The 25,444-nt window shown below is 72.2% G+C and carries 21 protein-coding genes; 13 read left to right on the top strand and 8 right to left on the bottom strand.

Annotated features, from left to right (window positions below):
• The first annotated feature begins 7 nt into the window (after positions 1 to 7).
• Positions 8 to 1,486: an anthranilate synthase component I gene (locus ACZ418_RS26830; RefSeq protein ID WP_468367631.1), complete on the top strand. Its 1,479-nt coding sequence runs from the start codon at positions 8 to 10 to the stop codon at positions 1,484 to 1,486.
• Positions 1,487 to 1,492: 6 nt separating this feature from the next.
• Here ACZ418_RS26830 and ACZ418_RS26835 read toward each other — a convergent pair whose 3' ends face one another.
• Positions 1,493 to 2,713, bottom strand: a complete 1,221-nt coding sequence (locus ACZ418_RS26835) for a S53 family peptidase (protein WP_468367633.1) — start codon at positions 2,711 to 2,713, stop codon at positions 1,493 to 1,495.
• 261 nt (positions 2,714 to 2,974) lie between these two features.
• Here ACZ418_RS26835 and ACZ418_RS26840 point away from each other — a divergent pair, with 261 nt between their 5' ends.
• The 9 genes from ACZ418_RS26840 (at position 2,975) to lgt (ending at position 10,000) form a co-directional block, all read left to right on the top strand.
• Positions 2,975 to 3,613 carry a TIGR02234 family membrane protein gene (locus ACZ418_RS26840; protein WP_468367635.1) on the top strand — a complete coding sequence of 213 codons (639 nt, stop codon included), beginning with the start codon at positions 2,975 to 2,977 and terminating at the stop codon, positions 3,611 to 3,613.
• A 170-nt stretch (positions 3,614 to 3,783) separates the two neighbouring features.
• Complete coding sequence (locus tag ACZ418_RS26845; protein ID WP_468367637.1) at positions 3,784 to 4,044, top strand: HGxxPAAW family protein; 261 nt, start codon at positions 3,784 to 3,786, stop codon at positions 4,042 to 4,044.
• A 125-nt stretch (positions 4,045 to 4,169) separates the two neighbouring features.
• Entirely contained in the window at positions 4,170 to 4,616 is a 447-nt protein-coding gene (locus ACZ418_RS26850) for a DUF2752 domain-containing protein (protein ID WP_468367639.1), read from the top strand.
• Between the two features lie 134 nt (positions 4,617 to 4,750).
• Positions 4,751 to 5,560: an indole-3-glycerol phosphate synthase TrpC gene (gene trpC, locus ACZ418_RS26855; RefSeq protein WP_055708900.1), complete on the top strand. Its 810-nt coding sequence runs from the start codon at positions 4,751 to 4,753 to the stop codon at positions 5,558 to 5,560.
• Between the two features lie 21 nt (positions 5,561 to 5,581).
• Positions 5,582 to 5,749, top strand: coding sequence for a tryptophan biosynthesis modulator TrpM (gene trpM, locus ACZ418_RS26860; RefSeq protein WP_351800536.1), 168 nt, complete (start codon positions 5,582 to 5,584; stop codon positions 5,747 to 5,749).
• A gap of 138 nt (positions 5,750 to 5,887) precedes the next feature.
• Positions 5,888 to 7,171 (top strand): tryptophan synthase subunit beta, encoded by a 1,284-nt coding sequence (gene trpB, locus ACZ418_RS26865; RefSeq protein ID WP_468367642.1) that lies wholly within the window; start codon positions 5,888 to 5,890, stop codon positions 7,169 to 7,171.
• Complete coding sequence (gene trpA, locus ACZ418_RS26870; RefSeq protein ID WP_468367645.1) at positions 7,168 to 7,986, top strand: tryptophan synthase subunit alpha; 819 nt, start codon at positions 7,168 to 7,170, stop codon at positions 7,984 to 7,986. Before trpB ends, trpA begins: the two co-directional genes overlap by 4 nt.
• Before the next feature lie 110 nt (positions 7,987 to 8,096).
• Positions 8,097 to 8,873: a DsbA family protein gene (locus ACZ418_RS26875; RefSeq protein WP_468367648.1), complete on the top strand. Its 777-nt coding sequence runs from the start codon at positions 8,097 to 8,099 to the stop codon at positions 8,871 to 8,873.
• 101 nt (positions 8,874 to 8,974) lie between these two features.
• Positions 8,975 to 10,000, top strand: coding sequence for a prolipoprotein diacylglyceryl transferase (lgt, locus tag ACZ418_RS26880; protein ID WP_468367650.1), 1,026 nt, complete (start codon positions 8,975 to 8,977; stop codon positions 9,998 to 10,000).
• A 76-nt stretch (positions 10,001 to 10,076) separates the two neighbouring features.
• Here the strand turns inward: lgt and ACZ418_RS26885 are convergent, their stop codons facing one another.
• Genes ACZ418_RS26885 through ACZ418_RS26915 form a run of 7 tightly spaced genes read right to left on the bottom strand, consistent with a single transcriptional unit; the run spans position 10,077 to position 17,846 of the window.
• A complete protein-coding gene (locus tag ACZ418_RS26885) occupies positions 10,077 to 10,889 on the bottom strand; it encodes an HpcH/HpaI aldolase/citrate lyase family protein (RefSeq protein ID WP_468367653.1) in 813 nt (270 codons plus the stop codon).
• Entirely contained in the window at positions 10,886 to 12,085 is a 1,200-nt protein-coding gene (locus ACZ418_RS26890; RefSeq protein ID WP_468367655.1) for a CaiB/BaiF CoA transferase family protein, read from the bottom strand. The genes ACZ418_RS26885 and ACZ418_RS26890 overlap by 4 nt, the downstream gene beginning before the upstream one ends.
• Before the next feature lie 41 nt (positions 12,086 to 12,126).
• Positions 12,127 to 13,020 (bottom strand): ribokinase, encoded by an 894-nt coding sequence (rbsK, locus tag ACZ418_RS26895; RefSeq protein ID WP_468367658.1) that lies wholly within the window; start codon positions 13,018 to 13,020, stop codon positions 12,127 to 12,129.
• Positions 13,017 to 14,399, bottom strand: a complete 1,383-nt coding sequence (locus ACZ418_RS26900; protein ID WP_468367662.1) for an ADP-ribosylglycohydrolase family protein — start codon at positions 14,397 to 14,399, stop codon at positions 13,017 to 13,019. The genes rbsK and ACZ418_RS26900 overlap by 4 nt, the downstream gene beginning before the upstream one ends.
• The gene (locus tag ACZ418_RS26905) at positions 14,387 to 15,580 is read right to left on the bottom strand and encodes an ADP-ribosylglycohydrolase family protein (protein WP_468368331.1); all 1,194 of its coding nucleotides are present in this window, start codon (positions 15,578 to 15,580) and stop codon (positions 14,387 to 14,389) included. Before ACZ418_RS26905 ends, ACZ418_RS26900 begins: the two co-directional genes overlap by 13 nt.
• Positions 15,581 to 15,597: 17 nt before the next feature.
• Positions 15,598 to 16,716, bottom strand: coding sequence for an ADP-ribosylglycohydrolase family protein (locus ACZ418_RS26910; protein WP_468367665.1), 1,119 nt, complete (start codon positions 16,714 to 16,716; stop codon positions 15,598 to 15,600).
• Positions 16,713 to 17,846 carry an ADP-ribosylglycohydrolase family protein gene (locus tag ACZ418_RS26915; protein WP_468367668.1) on the bottom strand — a complete coding sequence of 378 codons (1,134 nt, stop codon included), beginning with the start codon at positions 17,844 to 17,846 and terminating at the stop codon, positions 16,713 to 16,715. The genes ACZ418_RS26910 and ACZ418_RS26915 overlap by 4 nt, the downstream gene beginning before the upstream one ends.
• A 259-nt stretch (positions 17,847 to 18,105) precedes the next feature.
• Between ACZ418_RS26915 and ACZ418_RS26920 the strand changes: the two genes are divergently transcribed.
• From ACZ418_RS26920 to ACZ418_RS26930, 3 genes are all read left to right on the top strand, one after another.
• The gene (locus ACZ418_RS26920; RefSeq protein ID WP_468367671.1) at positions 18,106 to 18,837 is read left to right on the top strand and encodes a VIT1/CCC1 transporter family protein; all 732 of its coding nucleotides are present in this window, start codon (positions 18,106 to 18,108) and stop codon (positions 18,835 to 18,837) included.
• A 457-nt stretch (positions 18,838 to 19,294) separates the two neighbouring features.
• The gene (gltB, locus tag ACZ418_RS26925; protein WP_468367673.1) at positions 19,295 to 23,887 is read left to right on the top strand and encodes a glutamate synthase large subunit; all 4,593 of its coding nucleotides are present in this window, start codon (positions 19,295 to 19,297) and stop codon (positions 23,885 to 23,887) included.
• On the top strand, positions 23,880 to 25,343 hold the full coding sequence (locus ACZ418_RS26930; RefSeq protein ID WP_468367675.1) for a glutamate synthase subunit beta: 1,464 nt from the start codon (positions 23,880 to 23,882) through the stop codon (positions 25,341 to 25,343). The genes gltB and ACZ418_RS26930 overlap by 8 nt, the downstream gene beginning before the upstream one ends.
• Positions 25,344 to 25,444: the final 101 nt, after the last annotated feature.

The following is a 25,444-nucleotide window of genomic DNA, read 5'->3' on the forward strand; positions in this document are numbered from 1 at the left end:
GGCCGCCATGGACCTCGAGACCTTCCGCAAGCTCGCCACCGACCGGCGCGTCATCCCGGTGACCCGCAAGCTCCTCGCCGACGGCGACACCCCGGTCGCGCTGTACCGCAAACTGGCCGCCGAGCGCCCCGGCACCTTCCTGCTGGAGTCCGCGGAGAACGGCCGCTCCTGGTCCCGGTACTCCTTCGTCGGCGTCCGGTCCGCCGGGACGCTGACGGAACGCGACGGACAGGCGCACTGGCTCGGCACGCCGCCGGTCGGCGTGCCCGTGGACGGCGACCCCCTGAAGGCCCTGCGCGCCACGATCCAGGCCCTGCACACCCCGCACCAGGACGGCCTGCCGCCCTTCACCGGCGGCATGGTCGGCTATCTGGGCTACGACATCGTCCGCCGCCTGGAGAAGATCGGCCCCGGCGAGCGCGACGACCTGCGGCTGCCCGAGCTGACCATGCTCCTGACCAGCGACCTCGCCGTCATGGACCACTGGGAGGGCTCGGTCCTGCTGATCGCCAACGCGATCAACCACAACGACCTCGACACGGGTGTGGACGAGGCCTACGCGGACGCCGTGGCCCGGCTCGACGCGATGGAGGCCGACCTCACGCGCGCGGTCGCCCAGCCCCCGGCCGTGCTGCCGCCCTCCGAGCTGCCCGAGTACACCGCGCTGTGGGGCGGCCCCGACTTCCAGGTGGCCGTCGAGGACGTCAAGGAGCGCATCCGCGCGGGCGAGGCCTTCCAGGTCGTGCCCTCGCAGCGCTTCGAGACCCCGTGCAGCGCCAGTGCCCTGGACGTCTACCGGGTGCTGCGGGCCACGAACCCGTCCCCGTACATGTACCTGTTCCGCTTCGAGGGCTTCGACGTCGTCGGCTCGTCCCCCGAGGCGCTGGTGAAGGTCGAGGACGGGCAGGCGATGGTCCACCCCATCGCCGGCACCCGGCCCCGCGGGACCACCCCCCAGCAGGACCAGGCCCTCGCCGAGGAGCTGCTCGCCGATCCCAAGGAGCGCGCCGAGCACCTGATGCTGGTCGACCTCGGCCGCAACGACCTCGGCCGGGTCTGCGAGCCCGGCTCGGTCGAGGTGGTCGACTTCATGTCCATCGAGCGCTACTCGCACGTGATGCACATCGTCTCGACCGTCACCGGCCGGGTGGCCGAGGGCCGCACGGCCTTCGACGTGCTCACCGCGTGCTTCCCGGCGGGCACCCTCTCCGGCGCCCCCAAGCCCCGCGCGATGCAGATCATCGACGAACTGGAGCCGTCCCGGCGCGGCCTGTACGGCGGCTGCGTCGGCTATCTGGACTTCGCGGGCGACTCCGACACCGCGATCGCCATCCGTACGGCGCTGCTCCGGGACGGCACGGCATACGTGCAGGCCGGAGCCGGCATCGTCGCCGACTCCGACCCGGTGGCGGAGGACCAGGAGTGCCGCAACAAGGCGGCGGCGGTCCTCCGCGCGGTGCACACGGCCAACAGGCTCAATTCATAGGAGAGTTCAGCCGGTGAACGCGGCGGTGCCGTTCGGGGTGCCGAGCCCGGTCGGCCCGTCGTACCCGGTGGTGCCGGTGCACAGGTACGAGCCGCCGCAGCTGCCGTTGGAGCCGCTGGTGACGTCGTTCAGCGCCGAGGTGTGCGCGTACGGGAAGGACGCGGGGGAGGAGCCGGCGGACGGGGCGCCGGCCAGCGCATAGGTCGCCGCGATCAGCGGGGAGGAGGCGCTGGTGCCGCCGAAGACCATCCAGCCGGAGCCCTGCCCGTAGGTGTCGTACACCGCGACACCGGTGTTGGGGTCGGCGACCGCCGAGACGTCCGCGACCGTGCGGTTCGCACAGCCGGAGTCCTTCTGCCAGCTGGGCTTGGCGTCGTACGCGGAGCAGCCGGAGCCGGCCCCGCTCCACACGGTGTCCGTCCAGCCGCGGGTGTTGGAGGCCGTCTTCAGGGACGTACCGCCCACCGCCGTCACGTACTTCGACGCCGCCGGGTACTCGACGCCGTAGCCGTTGTCACCGGAGGAGACGGTGATGGCGACGCCCGGGTGGTTGAAGTAGGTGGAGTCGTAGGTCGCGTCGCTGGAGGACTCGGAGCCGCCGTAGCTGTTGGAGACGAACTTCGCGCCGAGGCGGACGGCGGTGTTCACGGCCGTGCCCAGGTTGGTCATGCTGGAGGAACTCGCCTCCACCAGCAGGATCTTGCAGTTCGGGCAGGCCGCGCTGACCATGTCGAGGTCGAGGGAGATCTCCTCGGCCCAGCCGGAGTTGCCGCGCGGGTACTTGGTGCCGCCGTTCTGGTCCACCTTCCGGAAGCAGCCGTTGGCCGTGGTGCAGGCGGACAGGCCGTACTGGGAGCGGTAGACGGCGAGGTCGGACTCGGCGCTCGGGTCGTCGTAGGCGTCGACGATCGCCACCGTCTGGCCCGAACCGCCGGTCGCGGAGGGCAGGTTGTACGCCGCCTGCAGCGAGGCCGGGCCGTAGCCGGAGGGTGCGGCGGCCGCGGTCAGATCGCTCTCGGCGTGCGCCGACTTCGGGGTGCCCGAGGTGACCTTGATGGCGTTACAGGCCATCTCGCCCTTCTGCGTCGGGGCGCCGCAGGCATGCGCGACGGTGACGCCGTGGGACGAGGAGGCGGTGGACTGGGCGGCCTGGCCGACCGGGGCGGCCAGGGCGAGGGCGGCCGTGGCGAGTGTGGCCACGGCGGTGAGGGAAGCGGTTCTGCGCAACGTACGTCCTCCGCGAGGTGGGTGAACCGGGAAGGGCTGTGGGGGGTGCGCGGGTGTCACCACGGCGCGTGGTGTCGCGCCGTGGTGGCGCAGAACGTACGGATGGCGGGGCCACGTCAACAAGATGGATGTTGAAGTAGGAACGTTCCTTTGCAGTTCCTGGGACGTTCATGTGCCGTTCCTGGGCGGATCATGGCCGGAACTCGACCCACCCATGGCTTGACGGACCCGGGTGACGGTTCGCAGGGGGTTCAGGCGATAGTGGAGTACGTGACTGCTGTTCCTCACCCTCGTACCGATGCCGCCGAGCCCTCCCGCTCCGGCCGGCGGAGCCTCGCCGTGGCCCTCCTGTGCGGTGCGCTCGGCGCGGCCGTGGCGCTGCTCGCCACCCGGCAGCGCTGGGCCGAGGGCACCGCGACGGTGGCCGGCGGCGCGTTCCCGCTGACCGTCAAGGGCAGCGACGTCACGGGCGTCCCCGCGGCCCTCGCCATAGTGGGCCTCGCCGCGCTCGTCGCCGTCTTCGCCGTCCGCAGGGCCGGCCGGCTGGTCGTCGCCGGGCTGCTCGCGCTGTCCGGCGCCGGCATCACGGCCGCCGCGCTCGTGTCCGCCTCCGACAGCTCCGCGCTGGACGCGAAGGCCGCCCAGGCGAGCGGCGACACCTCCGCCACCGTCGCCGCGCTCAGCCACACCGGCTGGCCCTACGTCGCGGCCGCCGGCGGACTGCTGATCCTGCTGGCCGGCGTGCTGGCGCTGCGCTACGGCAACCGGTGGCCCGCCATGTCCGGCCGCTACGAGCGCGGCACCGACCGCCCGCGCCGCAGGGCCCGCCCGGTCGACCCGGAACGGCCCGAGGAGATGTGGAAGGCCCTGGACCGGGGCGAGGACCCCACCGGGACCTGATCCGCCGACCCGGTGTGGCGAACCAGACGCCACCCCCGCGTCCGGCACGGGCACGCGTACGGGACAATGGACGACGAGCGTCCGGCTCGGACAGTGACGGTCGGGCTCGGAGCCGTACGACACGTACGCCGCTCTTCTGGGACACGTACACAGCAACGAGGAGCACAGACATGGCGGGCAGCAGCCACGGCCACGGTCACACCCCGGCCGCCTGGACCGGTGTCATCATTTCCTTCATCGGTTTCTGCGTCGCGGGCGCCTTCATGGTGATGGCCCAGCCGGTCGGCTTCTGGGCCGGCATGGTGCTCATCCTCGGCGGCGCGGTGGTCGGCGGCATCATGCGCGCCATGGGCATGGGCCAGAAGCAGGTCCCTCTCCAGATGAGCGGCGCCCCCCTCGCCACCCGTGAGCCGGCCGCCGCGGAGAGCTGAAGCCCAGGCACCGCTTCCCCGAGGGGCGGCCCGGCACCTGCGAGGGTGCGGGCCGCCCCTCGCGGCGTCCAGGGACTCCGGTGGCCGGACGCGCGTGCTGCCGGACCGCGGGGGACAATGATCGTGTGAACGCCGAGAGTCCGTTCCCGCTCGTCGCCCGTACCGCCCCTGCCGGCCCGGTCTGGCGGCGCCTCGCCGTCCCGGCGGGGCTCCTCGCTGCCGTCGCTGGGGCCTTCGCCTACGTGGGCACCGTCGACCCGAACGAGCCCGGTCACTACCCCGTCTGCCCGCTGTACCGGATCACCGGCCTGTACTGCCCCGGCTGCGGCGGACTGCGCAGCGCCCACGCCTTCGTCCACGGCGACCTGCTCACCGCGCTGCGGGACAACGCGCTGGGCGTGGCCGCCTACCTGGGCTTCGCGGTGCTGTGGACCGTGTGGGTGGTGCACGCCGTGCGCGGCCGGCCGATGCGGCTCGATCCGCGGCCGGCGCACCTGTGGGCGATCGGTGCGTTGCTGCTGGTGTTCACGGCTGTCCGGAACCTGCCCTCGGGAGGCTGGCTGCACCCTTGATCACATGGTGAACGTCCAGGTAGTGGGACCGGCGTCCACCGGATGCGAGGGCTCCGTGCTGCTGCGGATACCATCGCAGTGACCACGGGTTTTCAAAACCTGAAGGAACCACCGTCTGAAAGGGGGCCGCTCGCGTGAGTGTGCTCGACGAGATCATCGACGGAGTCCGTGCCGACCTCGCGGAGCGGCAGGCACGCGTCAGCCTCGACGAGCTCAAGGAGCGCGCGGCCAAGGCTCCCGCCGCCAAGGACGGGGTGGCCGCGCTCAAGGGCGACGGCGTCAAGGTGATCTGCGAGGTCAAGCGCTCCAGCCCCTCCAAGGGCGCGCTGGCGGCGATCGCCGACCCGGCCGGACTCGCCGCGGACTACGAGGCGGGCGGCGCGGCCGTCATCTCCGTCCTCACCGAACAGCGCCGCTTCGGCGGCTCGCTGGCCGACCTGGAGGCCGTCCGCGCCCGCGTGGACATCCCGGTGCTCCGCAAGGACTTCATCGTCACGTCGTACCAGCTGTGGGAGGCCCGGGCGTACGGCGCCGACCTCGCCCTGCTGATCGTGGCCGCCCTCGACCAGCCGGCCCTGGAGTCGCTGATCGAGCGCGCGGTGTCGATCGGGCTCACCCCGCTCGTCGAGGTGCACGACGAGGACGAGGTCGAGCGGGCCGTGGACGCGGGCGCCAAGGTCATCGGCGTCAACGCGCGCAACCTCAAGACCCTTGAGGTCGACCGGGGCACGTTCGAGCGGGTCGCGCCGGAGATCCCCGACCACATCGTCAAGGTCGCCGAATCCGGTGTCCGTGGCCCCCACGACCTGATCGCCTACGCCAACGCCGGCGCCGACGCGGTCCTGGTCGGCGAGTCCCTGGTCACCGGGCGCGACCCCAAGACCGCCGTCGCCGACCTGGTCGCCGCGGGTGAACATCCCGCGCTGCGGCACGGCCGGAGCTGATCGCCCGGTAGGCTGACCCCGATGACTCTCACCGTGACGACCGTCGACCGGTACGCCCGCCTGGCGCGCGGCTGCCGCCCAAGGGGCTGCCGCGCCCCGGCGAGGCGCGTCCACGGTCGCAGGGTGCGGTACGTCATCGGTGACGAACCCGGGCAGGTCAACGGCATGCGATGGCAGCAGCCAACCTGAGGGGCGCGGGGCTCTGTTCTATTTGCGGCTACCGCCACGCGGGCGCGACAAGCCACTGACGGCCCGCAGTCAAAGGACAAATCCCCGCCCCCACGGCGAATAGTGTCTTTTCACACGCACTCACCGTGAGGTTTCGGCATGCCCAGCAACTTCTTCTACCCCGACCCGGAGGGTCAAGTCCCCAGCGCCGAAGGCTACTTCGGCGTGTTCGGCGGCAAGTTCATCCCGGAGGCCCTCGTCGCCGCCGTGGACGAGGTCGCCGTCGAGTACGACAAGGCCAAGCACGACCCCGAGTTCGCCCGAGAACTCGACGACCTGATGGTCAACTACACCGGCCGCCCCAGCTCCCTCACCGAGGTCCCGCGTTTCGCCGCGGAAGCGGGTGGCGCTCGCGTGTTCCTCAAGCGCGAGGACCTCAACCACACCGGCTCCCACAAGATCAACAACGTCCTCGGCCAGGCGCTGCTCACCAAGCGGATGGGCAAGACGCGCGTGATCGCGGAGACCGGTGCCGGTCAGCACGGCGTCGCGACGGCGACCGCCTGCGCCCTGTTCGGCCTCGACTGCACCATCTACATGGGCGAGGTCGACACCAAGCGCCAGGCCCTGAACGTGGCCCGCATGCGCATGCTCGGCGCCGAGGTCGTCGCGGTGAAGTCCGGCAGCCGGACCCTCAAGGACGCCATCAACGAGGCGTTCCGCGACTGGGTGGCGAACGTCGACCACACCCACTACCTGTTCGGTACGGTCGCCGGCCCGCACCCCTTCCCGGCCATGGTCCGCGACTTCCACCGTGTGATCGGCGTGGAGGCCCGCCGCCAGCTCCTGGAGCGCGCCGGGCGCCTGCCCGACGCCGCGATCGCCTGCGTCGGCGGCGGCTCCAACGCCATCGGCCTCTTCCACGCCTTCATCCCCGACGAGGGCGTCCGCCTCATCGGCTGCGAACCGGCCGGCCACGGCATCGAGACCGGCGAGCACGCGGCCACGCTGACCGCGGGCGAGCCGGGCATCCTGCACGGTTCCCGCTCGTACGTCCTGCAGGACGACGAGGGCCAGATCACCGAGCCGTACTCCATCTCGGCCGGCCTGGACTACCCGGGCATCGGGCCCGAGCACTCCTACCTCAAGGACTCCGGCCGCGGCGAGTACCGCGCGATCACCGACGACGCGGCCATGCAGGCGCTGCGTCTGCTGTCCCGCACCGAGGGCATCATCCCGGCCATCGAGAGCGCCCATGCCCTCGCCGGCGCCCTGGAGGTCGGCAGGGAGCTGGGCAAGGACGGCCTGATCGTCGTCAACCTGTCCGGCCGCGGCGACAAGGACATGGACACCGCCGCCCGCTACTTCGGCCTGTACGACGCCGACGCCGAGGTGGCGGCCGACGAAGCCGACACCGCCGAGATCGAGGGGGACGCCAAGTGAGCGGGAAGATCCAGCTGCTGTCGGACGCCCTGGCCGCGGCCAAGGCCGAGGGCCGGTCCGCGCTCATCGCCTACCTCCCGGCCGGGTTCCCGACCGTGGACGGCGGCATCGAGGCGATCAAGGCCGTCTTCGCCGGCGGGGCGGATGTCGTGGAGGTGGGCCTGCCGCACAGCGACCCCGTCCTGGACGGCCCGGTCATCCAGACCGCCGACGACATCGCCCTGCGCGGCGGCGTCAGGATCGCCGACGTCATGCGCACGGTCCGCGAGGTGTACGAGGCGACCGGGAAGCCGGTGCTCGTCATGACCTACTGGAACCCCATCGACCGCTACGGCGTCGAGCGGTTCACCGCCGAGCTGGCCGAGGCGGGCGGCGCGGGCTGCATCCTGCCCGACCTGCCCGTCCAGGAGTCGGCGCTGTGGCGGGAGCACGCCGAGAAGCACGGCCTCGCGACCGTGTTCGTCGTGGCGCCGAGCAGCAAGGACGAGCGGCTCGCCCAGATCACCGCGGCGGGCAGCGGCTTCGTCTACGCGGCCTCGCTGATGGGCGTCACCGGCACCCGTGAATCCGTCGGCGCGCAGGCCCAGAACCTGGTCGAGCGCACCCGCGCCACCGGTACCGAGCTGCCCGTCTGCGTCGGACTCGGCGTCTCCAACGGCGCTCAGGCCGCCGAGGTCGCCGGCTTCGCCGACGGCGTCATCGTCGGCTCGGCCTTCGTGAAGCGGATGCTGGACGCCCCCGACCATGCGGCCGGCCTGGCAGGGGTCCGCGAGCTGGCCGGGGAGCTGGCGAAGGGCGTGCGGGGCCAGGCGTAACCGCAGGTCACTTTCCCTATCAGAACACCCCGTCAAAACATTCGGTCACTCGAACGAGTGGACCTGGGACCGGGGAGGCGCGCTGCGCCTCCCCGGTTCGTTCTGGGGGTGTGAGCGAGAAGAACCGTGACGGAAAGCGCACCGCCCGGGAGCGGCTGGCGGTCGAGCGTGAGAAGCAGAAGGCCGCGGAGAAGCGGAGGCGCACGCTGATCGTGGGCGCGAGCATCGTCTGCGTCCTGGGCCTCGCGGCGGTGATCGGCGTGCTCGCCGCGAACGCCGGCAAGAACAAGAGCAGCGAGAAGGCGGGCCCGGTCGTGGCGCCCTCGGGCGCGCAGGGCAAGGACAGCCTCGCCGTCCCGGTCGGCAAGGACGGCGCCAAGTCGACGCTCACCGTCTGGGAGGACGTCCGCTGCCCGGCCTGCCAGGCCTTCGAGATCGCCTACCGCCCGACGCTCCATGAACTGGTCGACTCCGGCAAGCTCAGAATCGAGTACCACCTGGTCCGGCTGATCGACGGCAACCTCGGCGGCACCGGCTCCCTGCGCGGCGCCAACGCCGCGGCCTGCGCCCAGGACGCCGGAAAGTTCCGCGACTACCACGACGTGCTGTACGCGAACCAGCCCAAGGAGACCGACGACGCGTACGCGGACAACGCCAAGCTGATCGACCTGGCCGGCAAGGTCGGCGGCCTGGACACCCCCGCCTTCCAGAAGTGCGTCAAGGACGGCACCCACGACAGCTGGGTCAACAAGTCCCACAAGGCCTTCCAGACCAGCGGTCTCAACTCCACGCCCACGGTCCTGCTCGACGGCAAGAACATCTACCAGCAGCAGGGCATGACCCCGGCCAAGCTCAAGCAGATGGTGGAGGCGGCCAACCGCCGGTAAGGATCTTCCTTTCGCCGCCCGTTTTCTCACGCCCCCGTTATGGACCCGTAGCCGGGCTGCTTGCCGTCACCACGGCCCGGCACGGTAGCGTCGGACCTGCCATGGAACTTGCCTACATTCCCAGCCCGTCGCGCGGGGTGCTGTATCTCGGCCCCATCCCGCTGCGCGGCTATGCCTTCTGCATCATCATCGGCGTCTTCGTCGCCGTCTGGCTCGGCAACAAGCGCTGGATCGCCCGCGGCGGGCGGGCCGGCACGGTCGCCGACATCGCGGTCTGGGCTGTGCCGTTCGGTCTGGTCGGCGGCCGGCTGTACCACGTGATCACGGACTACGAGCTGTACTTCAGCCCGGGCCGTGACTGGGTGGACGCCTTCAAGGTGTGGCAGGGCGGCCTGGGCATCTGGGGCGCGATCGCGCTCGGCGCGCTCGGCGCGTGGATCGGCGCGCGGCGCCGGGGCATCCCGATGCCGGCGTACGCCGACGCCGTCGCCCCCGGCATCGCGTTCGCGCAGGCCATCGGCCGCTGGGGCAACTGGTTCAACCAGGAGCTGTACGGCCGTGAGACGCACGTTCCCTGGGCCCTGCACATCACCTCCTCCGAGGGCGGCCGGGTGCCGGGTTACTACCACCCGACCTTCCTGTACGAGTCCCTGTGGTGCATCGGCGTGGCTCTCCTGGTCATCTGGGCCGACCGCCGCTTCACGCTCGGCCATGGCCGCGCCTTCGCCCTGTACGTCGCGTCCTACTGCGTGGGCCGGGGCTGGATCGAGTACATGCGCGTGGACGACGCGCACCACATCCTGGGCCTCCGCCTGAACGACTGGACCGCGCTGATCGTGTTCCTGTTGGCGGTGACGTACATCGTGGTGTCGTCCAAGAAGCGGCCGGGCAGGGAAGCGGTGGTCGAGCCGGGCGTCGTCTCCGACGGCTCGGCCGACGGCACGGGAGCTGCCGACAAGGCCGAGGACAAGACTGACGACGAGGCCGAGGACAAGGCCGAGCCGGAGGCCGCGGAGGCCGCGGAGGCTGCTGAGGCCGTAGAGGCCGTAGAGGCCGTAGAGGCTGTAGAGGCTGGGGAGGCCGTGGAGGCGAAGGACGAGGCAGAGTCGGCCACGAAGAAGAGCTGACGGCTGCTCGTACGACGCCGAGGGCGCCCGGAGCTCGTTCCGGGCGCCCTCGGCGTGTGTGGGCGAGTGAGGAAAGTCAGCCTCTCGCCGCCAGGGACAGGGTCCGCTGGGCCAGCGCCACCATCGCCGCGTCGATGAAGCGGCCGTCGGGGAGGGCCTGGGCGCCCTCTTTTGTCGCGGCTGCCTTCAGGACCGTTTCCGCGTGTTCGATCTCCGTCGGGGTCGGCAGATAGGCCCGTTCGATCACCGGGAGCTGCCGGGGATGGATGGCCGCGCGGCCCAGGAAGCCGAGGGAACGGCCGTGGGCGCAGGAGGCGGCGAGGCCGTCCAGATCGCGGATGTCGGGGTGGACCGACTGGGGCGGTGGGGCGAGGCCGGCCGCGCGGGCGGCGACGATCACCCGGGAGCGCGGCCAGTCGAGGCCCGCGTCGGCCCGTACCCCCAGGTCGGCCCGCAGATCCGCCTCGCCGAGGGCGATGCCCCGCAGGGCGGGGTGAGCGGTCGCGATGGCGTGCGCGTGCTCGATGCCGAGGGCCGACTCCAGCAGGGCGTACAGCGGCACGGGGGTGGCCGCGGCGGCCTGCCTGATCTCGGCCGGACCGGTCACCTTCGGCAGACGCAGGCCCGCAAGGCCGGGAAGCACGGCGAGGGCCGCCAGGTCGGCTGCCGCCCAGGGGCTGTCCAGGGCGTTGACGCGGACGTGGACCGGGACCGGCTGGGGGTCGGTGAGCATCTCGGCCGTGGCCGCGCGGGCGTACTCCTTGCGGTTCTGGGCGACCGCGTCCTCCAGGTCGACCACCACCACGTCGGCGCCCGCGGCCAGCGCCTTGGCCACCACGGGCGGACGGTCGCCGGGGACGTAGAGCCAGGTGAGCGGGTGCGGGGTCACAGGGCGCCCTCCTCGCGCAGGGCGCGCAGCTCGGCCGGGGAGAGACCCAGCTCGGTGAGCACGGCCTCGGTGTCGGCGCCGTGCGGGCGGCCGGCCCAGCGGATCGCGCCGGGCGTCGCCGAGAGCCGGAAGAGGACGTTCTGCATGCGCAGCGGGCCCAGCTCGGGGTCGTCGACGGTGGTGACCGTGTGCAGCGCCTGGTACTGGGGGTCGGCCAGGACGTCCCGGACGTCCTGGACCGGGGCCACCGCCGCCTGAGCCTTCTCGAAGGCCGAGAGGACCTCGGCGCGGGTGCGGGCGGCGATCCAGGAGCCGACCGCCTGGTCCAGGACGTCGGCGTGCGCGGCGCGGTCCGCGCCGGTGGCGAACCACGGTTCCTCGGTCAGCTCCGGGCGGCCCACCAGGCGCATCACCCGCTCCGCGACCGACTGCGCGGAGGTGGAGACGGCGACCCAGTGACCGTCGGCGGTGCGGTAGGTGTTGCGGGGGGCGTTGTTCGCGGACCGGTTGCCGGTGCGTTCCTGGACGTGGCCGAGCTGGTCGTACCAGGTGAGATGCGGGCCGAGGACCGACAGGATCGGCTCGATGATCGCCATGTCGACGACCTGCCCGGCGCCGGTGCGCTCCCGAGCGGACAGCGCGGTGAGCACGGCGTAGGCGGTCGCCAGGCCCGCGACCGAGTCCGCGAGCCCGAAGGGCGGGAGCGTGGGCGGCGCGTCCGGTTCGCCGGTGATCGCGGCGAAGCCGCTCATCGCCTCGGCGAGGGTGCCGAAGCCGGGACGGTGTGCGTACGGCCCGAACTGACCGAAGGCCGTCACCCGGGCGAGAACCAGCCGGGGGTTGGCGGCCGCCAGTTCCGCCCAGCCCAGGTCCCACTTCTCCAGGGTGCCCGGCCGGAAGTTCTCGATCACGACATCGGCGGTGGCGGCGAGCCGGAGCAGGGTGGCACGGCCGCCGGACGTGGACAGATCCAGGGTGATGGCCCGCTTGTTGCGGCCGAGCACCTTCCACCACAGGCCGACGCCGTGCTTGGCCGGGCCGTGCCCACGGGAGGGGTCGGGCCGCTCCGGATGCTCGACCTTGATCACCTCGGCGCCGAAGTCGCCGAGCAGCGTGGCGGCCAGCGGACCGGCGAAGAGGGTCGCGAGGTCCAGCACCCGCAGACCGGCCAGGGCCGGTGAAGTCGTCGTACTCATGCGTCGTACCTCATGCGTTGTACCTCATACGTCGTCGCACCTCACGCCGTGAACTGGGCGTCGATCTCCGGGCGGTACGGCATCGACGCCGACGCCCCGGCCCGCTGGACGGAGATCGCCGCGGCGGCCGCCGCCCAGGACAGGGCCTCCCGTACGGGTTTCTCCTCGGCGAGGGCCACCGCGAGCGCGCCGACGAAGGTGTCACCGGCGCCCGTGGAGTCGACGGCGGTCACCTTCGGCGCCGGCGTCACGAGCGGCTCGGTGCCCCGGGCCAGATACAGGCTGCCGGTCGCGCCCAGGGTGACGGCCACCTCCGGCACCAGGTCCAGCAGGGCGGCGGCGGCCTCGCGCGGATCGGTGCGGCCGGTGAGGGTGACCGCCTCGTACTCGTTGGGCACCAACAGGTCGGTCGCGGCGAGGAGTTCGGGCGGCAGCGGCTGGGCGGGGGACGGGGTGAGCACCGTACGGATCCCGTGCCGGCGCGCCGCCTGCGCACCCGCGACGACGGCGCGCAGCGGGATCTCCAGCTGCAGCAGCAGGGCGTCGGCGGAGGCGATCAGGCCCTCGTCGCCGGGGGAGAGGTGGTCGACGGTGCCGTTCGCGCCGGGGATGACCACGATGGAGTTGGCGCCCTCGTCGTCCACCACGATGTGCGCGGTGCCGGACGGGCCCTCGACCGTCCGCAGGAAGTCGGTGTCCACGCCGGAGTGTTCGAGGGTGTCGCGCAGCCGCAGACCGAAGGCGTCGTTGCCGACCGCGCCGATCATCGAGACGGTGGCGCCGGCGCGGGCCGCGGCGATCGCCTGGTTGGACCCCTTGCCGCCGGGGATGGTGCGGAACTCGCGTCCCGTCACGGTCTCGCCGCGCTGCGGGGCCTTCGCGACATAGGTGACGAGGTCCATGTTCGTGCTGCCGAGGACGACGATGTGGGTCATGGGCGGGTCGCCTCCAGGTGGGTGAGATGGGCGAGGGTGTCGAAGCCGGTGCCGTCGAAGTCGGCGACGGTGGTGGCGAGCCGGTTCTTCAGCGGGGCCCGCCAGCGGTCGGGGAGTGCGGCGGGTTCGCCCGTGAGCAGCCCCGCGATGCTGCCGGCCGTCGCTCCGTTCGAGTCGGTGTCCAGGCCGCCCGACACGGCACGGCAGATGGAGCCGGTGAAGTCGCCGTCCGCGTGGGTGAGGGCGGCGGTCAGCAGGGCGGTGTTGGGGATGGCGTGCACCCAGTGGTGGGCGGGGGAGTAGCGGGCGTGGAGCTCGTCCACCACGTCGTCGAAGTCCTCGTGGGACTCGGCCAGCCGGACGGCGTGGTCGATCGCGTGCGCGAGCCGGGAGCGGGGCGGGACCACCCGGCGGCCGGTGCGCAGACAGGCGTGGACGTCCTGGCTTCCGGTGGCGGCGGTGGCGATGACGGCGGCCGTGAACATCGCCGCGTAGACGCCGTTGGCGGTGTGGGTGAGGACCGCGTCGCGGTGCGCCTGTGCGGCGGCGGCCGCCGGGTCGCCGGGGTTGGTCCAGCCGTGCACGTCGGCGCGGATCAGGGCGCCGATCCACTCGCGGAAGGGGTTGCGGTGGCGGGCGGTGTGCGGGGGTTCGATGCCGCTGAGGAGGTTGCGGCAGGCGACGCGTTCGGCGGTGAAGGTGCGGCCGGGCGGGAGTTCGTCCAGCCAGAGCCGGGCCACGTCCGCGGTGGTGAAGGTCTTGCCGTGACGGCGGAGGAGCAGGAGGTTCAGGAGGGGGTAGTTGAGGTCGTCGTCCTCCGGCATGCCGTCGATGTTCTCGGCGAGGGAGGTGGGGGCGGAGCGGCGGTTCCAGGGGTACTGGGCGAGGAGGTCCTCGGGGACGCCGCGGGCCGTGAAGTATGTGGTGAGGGGCCAGTTGCCGGTTGCCTGGGCGAGGGCGCGGATGCCGTCGAGGGGGAGCTTTTCGACGGGCTTGCCGAGGAGACAGCCGATGGCTCGGCCGAGCCAGGCGGCTTCCAGGGCGGCCGGGGCGGGGGCCGGCCGGGGGTGGGTCTCGCTTGCCCGCGCCGGCGGGTCCGGCCAGTCCGGGCACAGGGACTTGATGCGGGCCAGGTCCGTCGGCTCGTCTTGGGACAAGCCGCTGGGGAGGTCGGCCAGTTCGTCCAGGAGGTCTTCGGCCAGCAGGCGCAGATACCGCGAGACGCCGTGCGCGGAGGCGCCCGCCCGGGGCGGCGCGTCCGGGCCGCCCGCCGCCCGCCACCGTGCCTCGATCGCCGACGGTTCCCGCCCGTCCAGGCGGGCCTGGCGAAGCTCGTGGCCGAGCAGGTCCTCCGGCTGGACCCAGGTCAGTCGGAGCATACGGGGCCTCCGAGGGCCGTGAACGCCCGCTCGTGCGCGCGCCGCCGGCGCACGTCCCGTTCGAAGACCTCCCGCGCGACCTCGGTCAGCGTGCGGGCCGGCTCCCACAGGTCCAGCCGGCTGGCCTCCGCCACCGTCTTCGCCCAGTCCTCCGGGACGGGCGAGCCCAGGGCGCCCGCGAGGGCGCCGGCCATCGTGGCGATCGAGTCGCAGTCGCGGCCGTAGTTGACGGCACCGAGGACGGCGTGCCGGTAGTCGCCGCCGGAGACCAGCACCATGCCGAGGGCGATGGGCAGTTCCTCGATCGCGTGCAGCCGCGAGGGGCGGCGGGCGGCCAGGGAGGGCGCACGGTAGTCCGGGCCGACGGTGTCGTACGGGGCCACCGCCGCGCGCAGAGGCCCCAGCGCCGACTCGAAGTCGCTGTGGCCGCGGGCCACTTCGCAGACCTTCTCGATCGCCTCGCGCGTGCCGTCCTTCGCCAGGGACAGGCAGGCGGTGACGACCGACTCCGGGGTCGCGCCCGGTGCCGTGGCGGCGGCGACGGCCGCGGCGAGGACACCGGCCGCCTCACGGCCGTACGACGACTGGTGCGCGCCCGCGATGTCCAGGGCCTCGGCGTAGGCGGCGGCCGGGTTGGCGGCGTTGACCAGGCCGACGGGGGCCATGTACATCGCCGCGCCGCAGTTGACGATGTTGCCGACGCCCGCCTCCCGGGGGTCGGCGTGACCGTAGGCGAGCCGGGCCACGAGCCATTTCTCGGCCAGGAAGAGGCGGTGCAGCGGCAGCGTCTCGGTCTCCAGCTCCGGGATCCAGCGCGGGTTCGTCATCAGGTCCGGGACCAGGTGGTCGGCGATCGCGTACGCGTCGAGGTGGTCGCGGACGCGGGCGTACGCCCGGATCAGCGCGTGCGTCATCAGGGTGTCGTCGGTGACGTGGCCGTCGCCCTTGTGGTACGGCGCGATGGGACGGGCGGTGCGCCACTCGTCGCCGTGCCAGGGGCCGACGATGCCGTGGACGCGGCCGCCGTGGCGCTCGGCGATCTGGTCGGGGGAGTACCCCTCGACGGGGCCGCCGAGGGCGTCGCCGACGGCGGCCCCGACGAGGGCGCCGGTGATCCGGTCGGCGAGACCGGGCGGGGATGGCGGGCTGCTTTCTTCTTCTTTGAGTCCTTTGGACTCCATGGGCGTCATGCCCCGAATCATCCTCCTGGGTGGGCCGGTTGTGCGGCTTCCAGGAGTCCGGCGAGTTCCACCAGGTCGGTGCCGCTGAGACGGGGCAGGACGCAGCCGGACAGGGTGCGGCAGGCGTCCCGCCAGGTCTCCGGCACGGCCGCGGCACCGCCGAGGGCTCCAGTGAGGGCGCCCGTGAGGGCCGGGGCCGAGTCGGCGACCCGGGACAGACAGGCGGCGGCGGGTACGGCCTCGGCGATACGGCCGCGGGCGGCGGTGGCCAGGGCGAGGGCGACCGGGACGGTCTCGGCGGCGGCGATGCCGTAGCTGTAGACGTGGTCGACGATCTGGTGCTCCAGGAGCGGGACGAGGGCGAAGGCGGACTCTCCGTCCTCGGCGAGGGCGAGCGCGTGGCGGGCGTTGCGGCCGATCTCGGTGTCGGGCGGGAGTTCGGCGAGCGCGGCGGTCACGCACGTGTCCGTCCCGGCGTCGGCGAGGGCGAGCGCGAGGGCGGCGGCCATGGCACGGGCGCCGTGCACGCCGTCGCCGTCCTGGGTGTAGCGGGCGTCGAACTCGGCGAGGGCGGCGGCGCGTTCGGGGTCGCCGGGGTGGGCGACGGCGAGGACACAGGCGCGGACGCAGGCGGCGTCGTCGAAGTAGTGCGGGTTGTCGTGGCCGGTCGCGGGCGGGCGCAGGCCGGCGGCGAGGTTGCCGAGGCCGGCGCGGACGGAGATGCGGGCGCGCAGGGGGAGCACGGCGGACTCGACCTCGGGTGCGCGCTCCGCCGCGGCGGCGACCTCCGCGGCCACGGCGGTCCAGGTGAGGTCGATGGCGGCGCGGGTACGGCGCTCTCGGCTGAGATCGCCGAGGGCGTCGTCGTCGCCGGCCCGCAGCACCGCCTCCGCGGCGAAGGCCGCCCACTCGGCGTCGTCGGAGGGGCCGAGGCGGAGGGGTTCGGGGGGTTGGTTGAGGGCGATCGGCACCGGGAGGGTGGTGGTGGCGTTCTGCTCGGCGAAGGTGTCCAGCTCGCGGGTGAGGCGGCGGGTCCACTCGGGCATACGGCTGGCCCGATGCCGTGCGGCCGGCCAACCGGCGGCGTCGCCTGCCGCCAGGCCGAGCAGGAGTCCCTCGATACGGCGCGCTGTCATGACTGCACCTCGCTGTCCGGGTGCCCGGAGTTACCCGCCCCAACCAGGGGTGGGGGTGGCTCGGTCGGCACCTCCGCCGGCACCCCCTCCGGCAGCACCCCCGGACGCATCACCCCCACTCCCCACTTCCCGCCCTCCCCCGGTACCAGCAGCTCCGCGACGTCCAGGACGTGGTGGCCCGCCATGGACGGCAGGCAGCGGCCCCGGGCCGGGCCGATGGCGGAGGACCAGGTGGGCGGGATCGCGCAGATGCCGTGGGTCGCGCCGGACAGGGCGCCGGCCACCGCCGCCGTCGTATCCGCGTCGCGGCCCATGTTGACGGCCGTGAGGACCGCCTCCCTGAAGTCGCCGTCGGCCGCCGCGTACGCGCCGAAGGCGAGGGCGACCGCCTCGGGCGCCAGGTCGGTCCAGGGGTAGCCGCCGATGACGACCGCGGAGCGGACCGCGCGTTCGCCGCGGTGGGCGACGGCCACCGCCCGGCGCAGGGAGCGCGCCGTCCAGGAGTCCTCGGGGATCACGGCCAGGGCGGAGGCGATCACCACCGGAACCGGGGCGCCCGTCATCGCCGCCGCCACCCCCGCCGCGACCGCCTGGCCGCCGTAGATGCCCTCGCCCTCGTGGCTGACCGAACCGTCGATCGCCACCAGCCGGGCCGCTTCGGCGGGGCGGCCCGCGGCGAAGACGCCGAAGGGGGCCGCCCGCATGGCCAGACCGTCGCTCCAGGCGTGCCGGTGCTGGGCCGAGATCGGGGCGGCGAGGCCCCGGCGCAGGTTCTCCAGCGTGCCGCGTTCGCTGAAGCCCGCGCCCCGGAAGGGGCCCTCGGCCCGGTCGGCGATCCACTCGTGCCAGGCCGCCTCCACATGCGCCGGGGTCAGTGCCGAGCCGTGCCGGGCGAGCAGCAGGCCCGAGAAGATCGCGTACTCCGTGTCGTCCGTGCCGGACGGAACATCGGCCACATAGCCCGTGATGCGGCCCCAGCGGGCGCGGATCTCGGACGGCCTGAGGTTCTCCGCCGGCGCTCCCAGCGCGTCCCCGACGGCCAGGCCGAGCAGCGCCCCGCGGGCCCTTTCCCGGAGGGCGGCGGCGTCGTCGGGCGCCGGGACCGGGGGAGTACAGGCGGTCGATGCCATGGGCGGACTCCTTCGGGGCCGGGAAGGCGCTTTGCGGATGTGTGCCACGGCGTGCGGCCGCACGAGCCTCCGCACTGCTCCAAGTCACCCGCTTGGCAACTGAGCAAGATCGTGCACGGATGAGCAAAGACGGGCAAAGGTACTGGTTAGCCCAGCCTTTCCTTGCTGGCAGAAGTGGCGGAAGCGGCGTAGGTTCAGTGTTGTCGAAAAGTAGAACTCGTCCAAAGTTAGCTTTGGCTAAGCTATCCGGGGGGCCCGCATGGCCATCATCGAAACCCAGGCCGCGCTGCACGAAGCGCACCGCGACAACCACACGCACCGCGATGTCAACGGCGGCTGGCTGCGCCCCGCCGTCTTCGGCGCCATGGACGGACTCGTCTCCAACCTGGCCCTGATGACCGGTGTGGCCGGCGGATCCGTGAGCCAGCAGACCATTGTCATCACCGGCCTCGCGGGGCTGGCGGCGGGTGCCTTCTCCATGGCGGCCGGCGAGTACACCTCGGTGGCCTCCCAGCGGGAACTGGTCGAGGCCGAGCTCGATGTCGAGCGCCGTGAGCTGCGCAAGCACCCCCAGGACGAGGAGGACGAGCTCGCGGCACTGTACGTCGCCCGGGGCGTGGAGCCCGGCCTGGCCCGGGAGGTCGCGCGCCAGCTGTCCAAGGATCCCGAGCAGGCCCTGGAGATCCACGCCCGCGAGGAGCTGGGCATCGACCCGGGTGACCTGCCCTCGCCGCTGGTCGCCGCCGTCTCCTCCTTCGGGTCCTTCGCCCTCGGCGCGCTGCTCCCCGTGCTGCCGTTCCTGCTCGGCGCGAGCGCGCTGTGGCCCACCGTGCTGCTCGCCCTCGCCGGGCTCTTCGGCTGCGGTGCCGTGGTGGCCAAGGTGACCGCGCGGAGCTGGTGGTACAGCGGCCTGAGGCAGCTCGCGCTGGGCGGTGCGGCGGCCGGTGTGACGTACGCCCTGGGCACCCTGTTCGGAACGGCCGTAGGATAGCGAAGCCGGTACCTATGCGTTGGGCCGCATAAGTAGCCGCGAAAGCCTGTTACTCGCTGGTTTCGACTGCGTGACCACCGGGCATGAGCCGTAAGCGGTGTGGGCAATGACGCCTGCCGCACCCCCGTGGGGTGAGTGACGACGCTCTCCCCGCCCCCCCATCGGGCCGCCGGACACCGATCCGACCGATCTCGTCCGTTCGGCCCCCCTCACACGTTCGCCGCCACCGCGCGGCACCCAGGCCGTCCTGTGCGGTCCCGCCGCCACGCGCGGCACCCCGCCGCCCCCGTGCGGCACCTTCGCCACGGACCCCGTGGCGTCCGCATGTTGGAACGGTCTATCCGCTTCCCGGGAACCGCCCCATCATGTAACCTGCACGAAATTTTGAGATCACGCAGAGGGCCAACGTCGTCCCTCGGCACTTGCCACATGCCTCATGACGACGACGGGAGAGCCGATGCGTACGCCGCGCCAGCCGTCCCAGCACTCCGCGAATGGCCAGAACTGGTCTTTCATGGATGCTCGCCCTGCTGCGCAGGGTATGTACGACCCCCGCAACGAACACGACGCGTGCGGCGTCGGTTTCGTCGCCACCCTCACCGGCGAGGCGTCCCACACCCTGGTTGAACAGGCACTCACCGTGCTGCGCAACCTGGAGCACCGCGGTGCCACCGGCTCCGAGCCCGACTCGGGCGACGGCGCCGGCATCCTCTCCCAGGTACCCGACGCCTTCTTCCGCGAGGTGGCCGGATTCGAACTGCCCGCCGCCGGCTCCTACGCCGTCGGTATCGCCTTCCTGCCGGTGGACGGCACCGCCGAGGCCATCTCACAGATCGAGACGATCGCCGACGACGAGGGCCTCACCGTCCTCGGTTGGCGCGAGGTTCCGGTCGCCCCGGAGCTGCTCGGCGCCACCGCCCGCTCCACCATGCCGGTCTTCCGGCAGATCTTCGTCGCCGACCACGCCAGCGAGGGCATCGCGCTGGACCGCAAGGCCTTCGTGCTGCGCAAGCGCGCCGAGCGCGAGGCCGGTGTCTACTTCCCGTCGCTGTCCGCGCGCACGATCGTGTACAAGGGCATGCTGACCACCGGCCAGCTGGAGCCCTTCTTCCCGGACCTGTCCGACCGCCGCTTCGCCTCCGCGATCGCGCTCGTGCACTCCCGGTTCTCCACGAACACCTTCCCGTCGTGGCCGCTCGCGCACCCGTACCGCTTCGTCGCGCACAACGGTGAGATCAACACCGTCCAGGGCAACCGCAACTGGATGCGCGCCCGCGAGTCGCAACTGGTCTCCGACCTGTTCGGCGACAAGGGCCTGGAGCGCATCTTCCCGGTCTGCACGCCGGACGCCTCCGACTCCGCCTCCTTCGACGAGGTCCTGGAGCTGCTGCACCTGGGCGGCCGTTCGCTGCCGCACTCCGTGCTGATGATGATCCCGGAGGCGTGGGAGAACCACGACTCCATGGACCCGGCCCGGCGCGCCTTCTACCAGTTCCACTCCACGATGATGGAGCCCTGGGACGGCCCGGCCTGTGTCACCTTCACCGACGGCACCCAGGTCGGCGCCGTGCTCGACCGCAACGGTCTGCGCCCCGGCCGCTACTGGGTCACCGACGACGGCCTCGTCGTCCTCGGCTCCGAGGTCGGCGTCCTCGACATCGACCAGGCCAAGGTCGTCCGCAAGGGCCGGCTGCAGCCCGGCAGGATGTTCCTCGTCGACACCGCCGAGCACCGCATCATCGAGGACGACGAGATCAAGGCGACCCTCGCCGCCGAGAAGCCGTACGCCGAGTGGCTGGAGGCCGGCGAGATCGAGCTGGGCGACCTGCCCGAGCGCGAGCACATCGTCCACACCCACGCCTCGGTCACCCGCCGCCAGCAGACCTTCGGCTACACCGAGGAGGAGCTGCGCGTCATCCTCGCCCCGATGGCCCGCACCGGCGCCGAGCCGATCGGCTCCATGGGCACGGACTCGCCGATCGCGGCCCTGTCCGAGCGCCCGCGGCTGCTCTTCGACTACTTCACCCAGCTGTTCGCGCAGGTCACCAACCCGCCGCTGGACGCGATCCGCGAGGAGCTGGTCACCTCCCTGCGCTCGTCGCTGGGCCCGGAGGGCAACCTGCTCGACCCGACGGCCGCCTCCTGCCGCTCGGTCACCCTGCCCTTCCCGGTGATCGACAACGACGAGCTGGCCAAGCTCATCCACATCAACGCCGACGGCGACATGCCCGGCTTCAAGGCCGCGACCCTGTCCGGCCTGTACCGGGTCTCCGGCGGCGGTGACTCCCTCGCCGCGCGCATCGCGGAGATCTGCGCCGAGGCCGACGCCGCCATCGAGAACGGCGCCCGCCTGATCGTCCTGTCGGACCGCCACTCGGACGCCGAGCACGCGCCGATCCCGTCGCTGCTGCTCACCGCGGCCGTCCACCACCACCTCATCCGCACCAAGCAGCGCACCCACGTGGGCCTGCTGGTCGAGGCCGGTGACGTCCGCGAGGTCCACCACGTCGCCCTGCTGATCGGCTACGGCGCCGCCGCCGTCAACCCGTACCTGGCGATGGAGTCGGTCGAGGACCTGCTGCGCGCCGGCACCTTCCTGAGCGGCCTGGAGCCGGAGAAGGCCATCAAGAACCTGATCTACGCCCTCGGCAAGGGCGTGCTGAAGGTCATGTCCAAGATGGGCATCTCCACCGTCGCCTCCTACCGCGGCGCCCAGGTCTTCGAGGCCGTCGGTCTGGACGAGGCCTTCGTCGAGAAGTACTTCAACGGCACCGCCACCAAGATCGGCGGCGTCGGCATCGACGTCATCGCGAAGGAGGTCGCCGCCCGCCACGCCAAGGCCTACCCGGCCTCCGGCATCGCCCCGGCGCACCGCGCGCTGGAGATCGGCGGCGAGTACCAGTGGCGCCGCGAGGGCGAGCCGCACCTGTTCGACCCGGAGACGGTCTTCCGCCTCCAGCACTCCACGCGCACCGGCCGGTACGACATCTTCAAAAAGTACACGTCCCGCGTGAACGAGCAGTCCGAGCGCCTGATGACGCTGCGCGGCCTGTTCGGCTTCAAGTCCGACCGTGCCCCGATCTCCATCGACGAGGTCGAGCCGGCGAGCGAGATCGTCAAGCGGTTCTCGACGGGCGCCATGTCGTACGGCTCCATCTCCAAGGAGGCGCACGAGACCCTCGCCATCGCCATGAACCAGCTGGGCGGCAAGTCCAACACCGGTGAGGGCGGCGAGGACCCGGAGCGCCTGTACGACCCGGCGCGCCGCTCGGCGATCAAGCAGGTCGCCTCCGGCCGCTTCGGCGTGACCTCCGAGTACCTGGTCAACGCGGACGACATCCAGATCAAGATGGCCCAGGGCGCCAAGCCCGGCGAGGGCGGCCAGCTGCCCGGCCACAAGGTCTACCCGTGGGTCGCGAAGACCCGGCACTCGACGCCGGGCGTCGGCCTGATCTCCCCGCCGCCGCACCACGACATCTACTCCATCGAGGACCTGGCCCAGCTGATCCACGACCTCAAGAACGCCAACCCGGCCGCGCGTATCCACGTGAAGCTGGTGTCCGAGGTCGGCGTCGGCACGGTGGCCGCGGGTGTCTCCAAGGCGCACGCGGACGTGGTGCTCATCTCCGGCCACGACGGCGGTACGGGCGCCTCCCCGCTGACCTCGCTCAAGCACGCGGGCGGCCCCTGGGAGCTCGGCCTCGCCGAGACCCAGCAGACCCTGCTGCTCAACGGCCTGCGCGACCGGATCGTCGTGCAGACCGACGGCCAGCTGAAGACCGGCCGTGACGTGATCATCGCCGCGCTGCTCGGCGCCGAGGAGTTCGGTTTCGCGACCGCGCCGCTCGTCGTCTCCGGCTGCGTGATGATGCGCGTCTGCCACCTGGACACCTGCCCGGTCGGCATCGCCACCCAGAACCCGACGCTGCGCGACCGCTTCGCCGGCAAGGCCGAGTACGTGGTGAACTTCTTCCAGTTCATCGCCGAGGAGGTCCGCGAGCTGCTGGCCGAGCTGGGCTTCCGCTCCATCGAGGAGGCCGTCGGCCACGCCGAGGTGCTGGACGTCGAACGTGCCGTCGACCACTGGAAGGCGCAGGGCCTGGACCTGGAGCCGCTGTTCCACGTGCCGTCGCTGCCCGAGGGCGCCGTGCGGCACCGGGTGGTCGAGCAGGACCACGGCCTGGAGAAGGCGCTGGACAACGAGCTGATCAAGCTCGCCGCCGACGCCCTGGCCGCGAACGACGCCACCGAGGCCCAGCCGGTGCGCGCCCAGGTCGCCATCCGCAACATCAACCGCACGGTCGGCACCATGCTCGGCCACGAGGTGACGAAGAAGTTCGGCGGCGCGGGTCTGCCCGACGACACCATCGACATCACCTTCACCGGCTCGGCCGGCCAGTCCTTCGGCGCGTTCCTGCCGCGCGGTGTCACGCTGCGCCTGGAGGGCGACGCCAACGACTACGTCGGCAAGGGCCTGTCCGGCGGCCGTATCGTCGTCCGCCCGGACCGGGCCGCCGACCACCTCGCCGAGTACTCGACCATCGCGGGCAACACCATCGGCTACGGCGCCACCGGCGGCGAGCTGTTCCTGCGCGGTCGTACCGGCGAGCGGTTCTGCGTCCGCAACTCCGGTGCGCTGGTCGTCTCCGAGGGCGTGGGCGACCACGGCTGTGAGTACATGACCGGCGGCCGCGCGGTCGTCCTCGGCCCGACCGGCCGCAACTTCGCGGCGGGCATGTCCGGCGGTATCGCCTACGTCATCGACCTCGACCGCGACAACGTCAACGTCGGCAACGCCGGGTCGGTCGAGGCGCTGGACGACGCGGACAAGCAGTGGCTGCACGACGTGGTGCGCCGCCACGCCGAGGAGACCGGCTCGACGGTCGCCGAGAAGCTGCTCGCCGACTGGGAGCAGGCCGTGGAGCGGTTCAGCAAGATCATCCCCAGCACGTACAAGGCAGTGCTCGCCGCCAAGGACGCCGCCGAGCGAGCCGGTCTCTCCGAGACCGAGATCACCGAGAAGATGATGGAGGCGGCGATCAATGGCTGACCCGAAGGGCTTCCTGAACCACGGCCGCGAGGTCGCCAAGACCCGTCCCGTCAGTGAGCGCGTCAAGGACTGGAACGAGGTCTACGTCCCCGGCTCCCTGCTGCCGATCATCAGCAAGCAGGCCAGCCGCTGCATGGACTGCGGCATCCCGTTCTGCCACAACGGCTGCCCGCTGGGGAACCTGATCCCCGAGTGGAACGACTACGCCTACCGCGAGGACTGGACGGCCGCCTCCGAGCGGCTGCACGCGACCAACAACTTCCCGGAGTTCACCGGTCGCCTCTGCCCGGCCCCCTGTGAGTCGGCGTGTGTGCTCGGCATCAACCAGCCGCCGGTCACCATCAAGAACGTCGAGGTCTCGATCATCGACAAGGCGTGGGACTCGGGCACCGTCGCCCCGCAGATCCCCGAGCGCCTGTCCGGCAAGACGGTCGCGGTCATCGGCTCGGGCCCGTCGGGTCTCGCCGCCGCCCAACAGCTGACCCGGGCCGGCCACACGGTCGCCGTCTACGAGCGCGCGGACCGCATCGGTGGCCTCCTCCGGTACGGCATCCCCGAGTTCAAGATGGAGAAGCGGCACATCAACCGCCGTATCGAGCAGATGCGCGCTGAGGGCACCCGCTTCCGCACCGGCGTCGAGATCGGCCGCGACATCAACGCCCGCGACCTGAAGAAGCGGTACGACGCGATCGTGATCGCCGCCGGCGCCACCACCGCCCGTGACCTGCCCGTCCCCGGCCGCGAGCTCAAGGGCATCTACCAGGCGATGGAGTACCTGCCGCTGGCCAACAAGGTCCAGGAGGGCGACTACGTCACCGCCCCGATCTCGGCCGAGGGCAAGCACGTCGTCGTCATCGGCGGCGGTGACACGGGCGCGGACTGTGTGGGCACCGCCCACCGGCAGGGCGCGGCCTCGGTCACCCAGCTGGAGATCATGCCCCGCCCGAACGACGAGCGGCACCCGACCAACCAGCCCTGGCCGACCTTCCCGATGCTCTACAAGGTCACCTCGGCGCACGAGGAGGGCGGCGAGCGGGTCTACTCCGTCTCGACGACCCACTTCGAGGGCGACGAGGACGGCAACGTGCAGTGGCTGCACCTGACCGAGGTCGAGTTCGTCGACGGCAAGCTGACCCCGAAGCCGGGCACCGAGCGCAAGATCCCGGCCCAGCTGGTCACCCTCGCCATGGGCTTCACCGGCACCGACCGGGAGAACGGCCTGGTGGAGCAGTTCGGCCTGGAGCTCGACGAACGCGGTAACATCGCCCGCGACGCCGACTTCCAGACCAACGTGCCGGGCGTGTTCGTCGCCGGTGACGCCGGCCGCGGCCAGTCCCTCATCGTGTGGGCGATCGCGGAGGGCCGCTCGGCCGCCCGCGGTGTCGACCGGTTCCTGACCGGTGCCAGCGACCTGCCGGCCCCGATCCGCCCGACCGACCGCGCCCTGGCGGTCTGACGGCACCCCGATAGACGTCCCGTACAACGGCGTACGGAACACCGAACGACGCCTGCCCTGTCCCCGACCGGACGCCTGGGCAGGCGTCGTTGCATGTCCGG

Source organism: Streptomyces sp. NPDC030820, from assembly GCF_055572075.1.

Excerpts from the sequence above, each read along its gene's own strand:
- gltB (WP_468367673.1), top strand. The coding sequence starts at position 19,295 with ATGCGTACGCCGCGCCAGCCGTCCCAGCACTCCGCGAATGGCCAGAAC.
- ACZ418_RS26905 (WP_468368331.1), bottom strand. The coding sequence starts at position 15,580 with ATGGAGTCCAAAGGACTCAAAGAAGAAGAAAGCAGCCCGCCATCCCCG.
- lgt (WP_468367650.1), top strand. The coding sequence starts at position 8,975 with ATGGAACTTGCCTACATTCCCAGCCCGTCGCGCGGGGTGCTGTATCTC.
- trpM (WP_351800536.1), top strand. The coding sequence starts at position 5,582 with ATGACTCTCACCGTGACGACCGTCGACCGGTACGCCCGCCTGGCGCGC.
- ACZ418_RS26910 (WP_468367665.1), bottom strand. The coding sequence starts at position 16,716 with ATGACAGCGCGCCGTATCGAGGGACTCCTGCTCGGCCTGGCGGCAGGC.
- ACZ418_RS26930 (WP_468367675.1), top strand. The coding sequence starts at position 23,880 with ATGGCTGACCCGAAGGGCTTCCTGAACCACGGCCGCGAGGTCGCCAAG.
- ACZ418_RS26830 (WP_468367631.1), top strand. The coding sequence starts at position 8 with ATGGACCTCGAGACCTTCCGCAAGCTCGCCACCGACCGGCGCGTCATC.
- ACZ418_RS26920 (WP_468367671.1), top strand. The coding sequence starts at position 18,106 with ATGGCCATCATCGAAACCCAGGCCGCGCTGCACGAAGCGCACCGCGAC.
- rbsK (WP_468367658.1), bottom strand. The coding sequence starts at position 13,020 with ATGACCCACATCGTCGTCCTCGGCAGCACGAACATGGACCTCGTCACC.
- ACZ418_RS26915 (WP_468367668.1), bottom strand. The coding sequence starts at position 17,846 with ATGGCATCGACCGCCTGTACTCCCCCGGTCCCGGCGCCCGACGACGCC.
- ACZ418_RS26890 (WP_468367655.1), bottom strand. The coding sequence starts at position 12,085 with ATGAGTACGACGACTTCACCGGCCCTGGCCGGTCTGCGGGTGCTGGAC.
- trpB (WP_468367642.1), top strand. The coding sequence starts at position 5,888 with ATGCCCAGCAACTTCTTCTACCCCGACCCGGAGGGTCAAGTCCCCAGC.
- ACZ418_RS26900 (WP_468367662.1), bottom strand. The coding sequence starts at position 14,399 with ATGCTCCGACTGACCTGGGTCCAGCCGGAGGACCTGCTCGGCCACGAG.
- ACZ418_RS26845 (WP_468367637.1), top strand. The coding sequence starts at position 3,784 with ATGGCGGGCAGCAGCCACGGCCACGGTCACACCCCGGCCGCCTGGACC.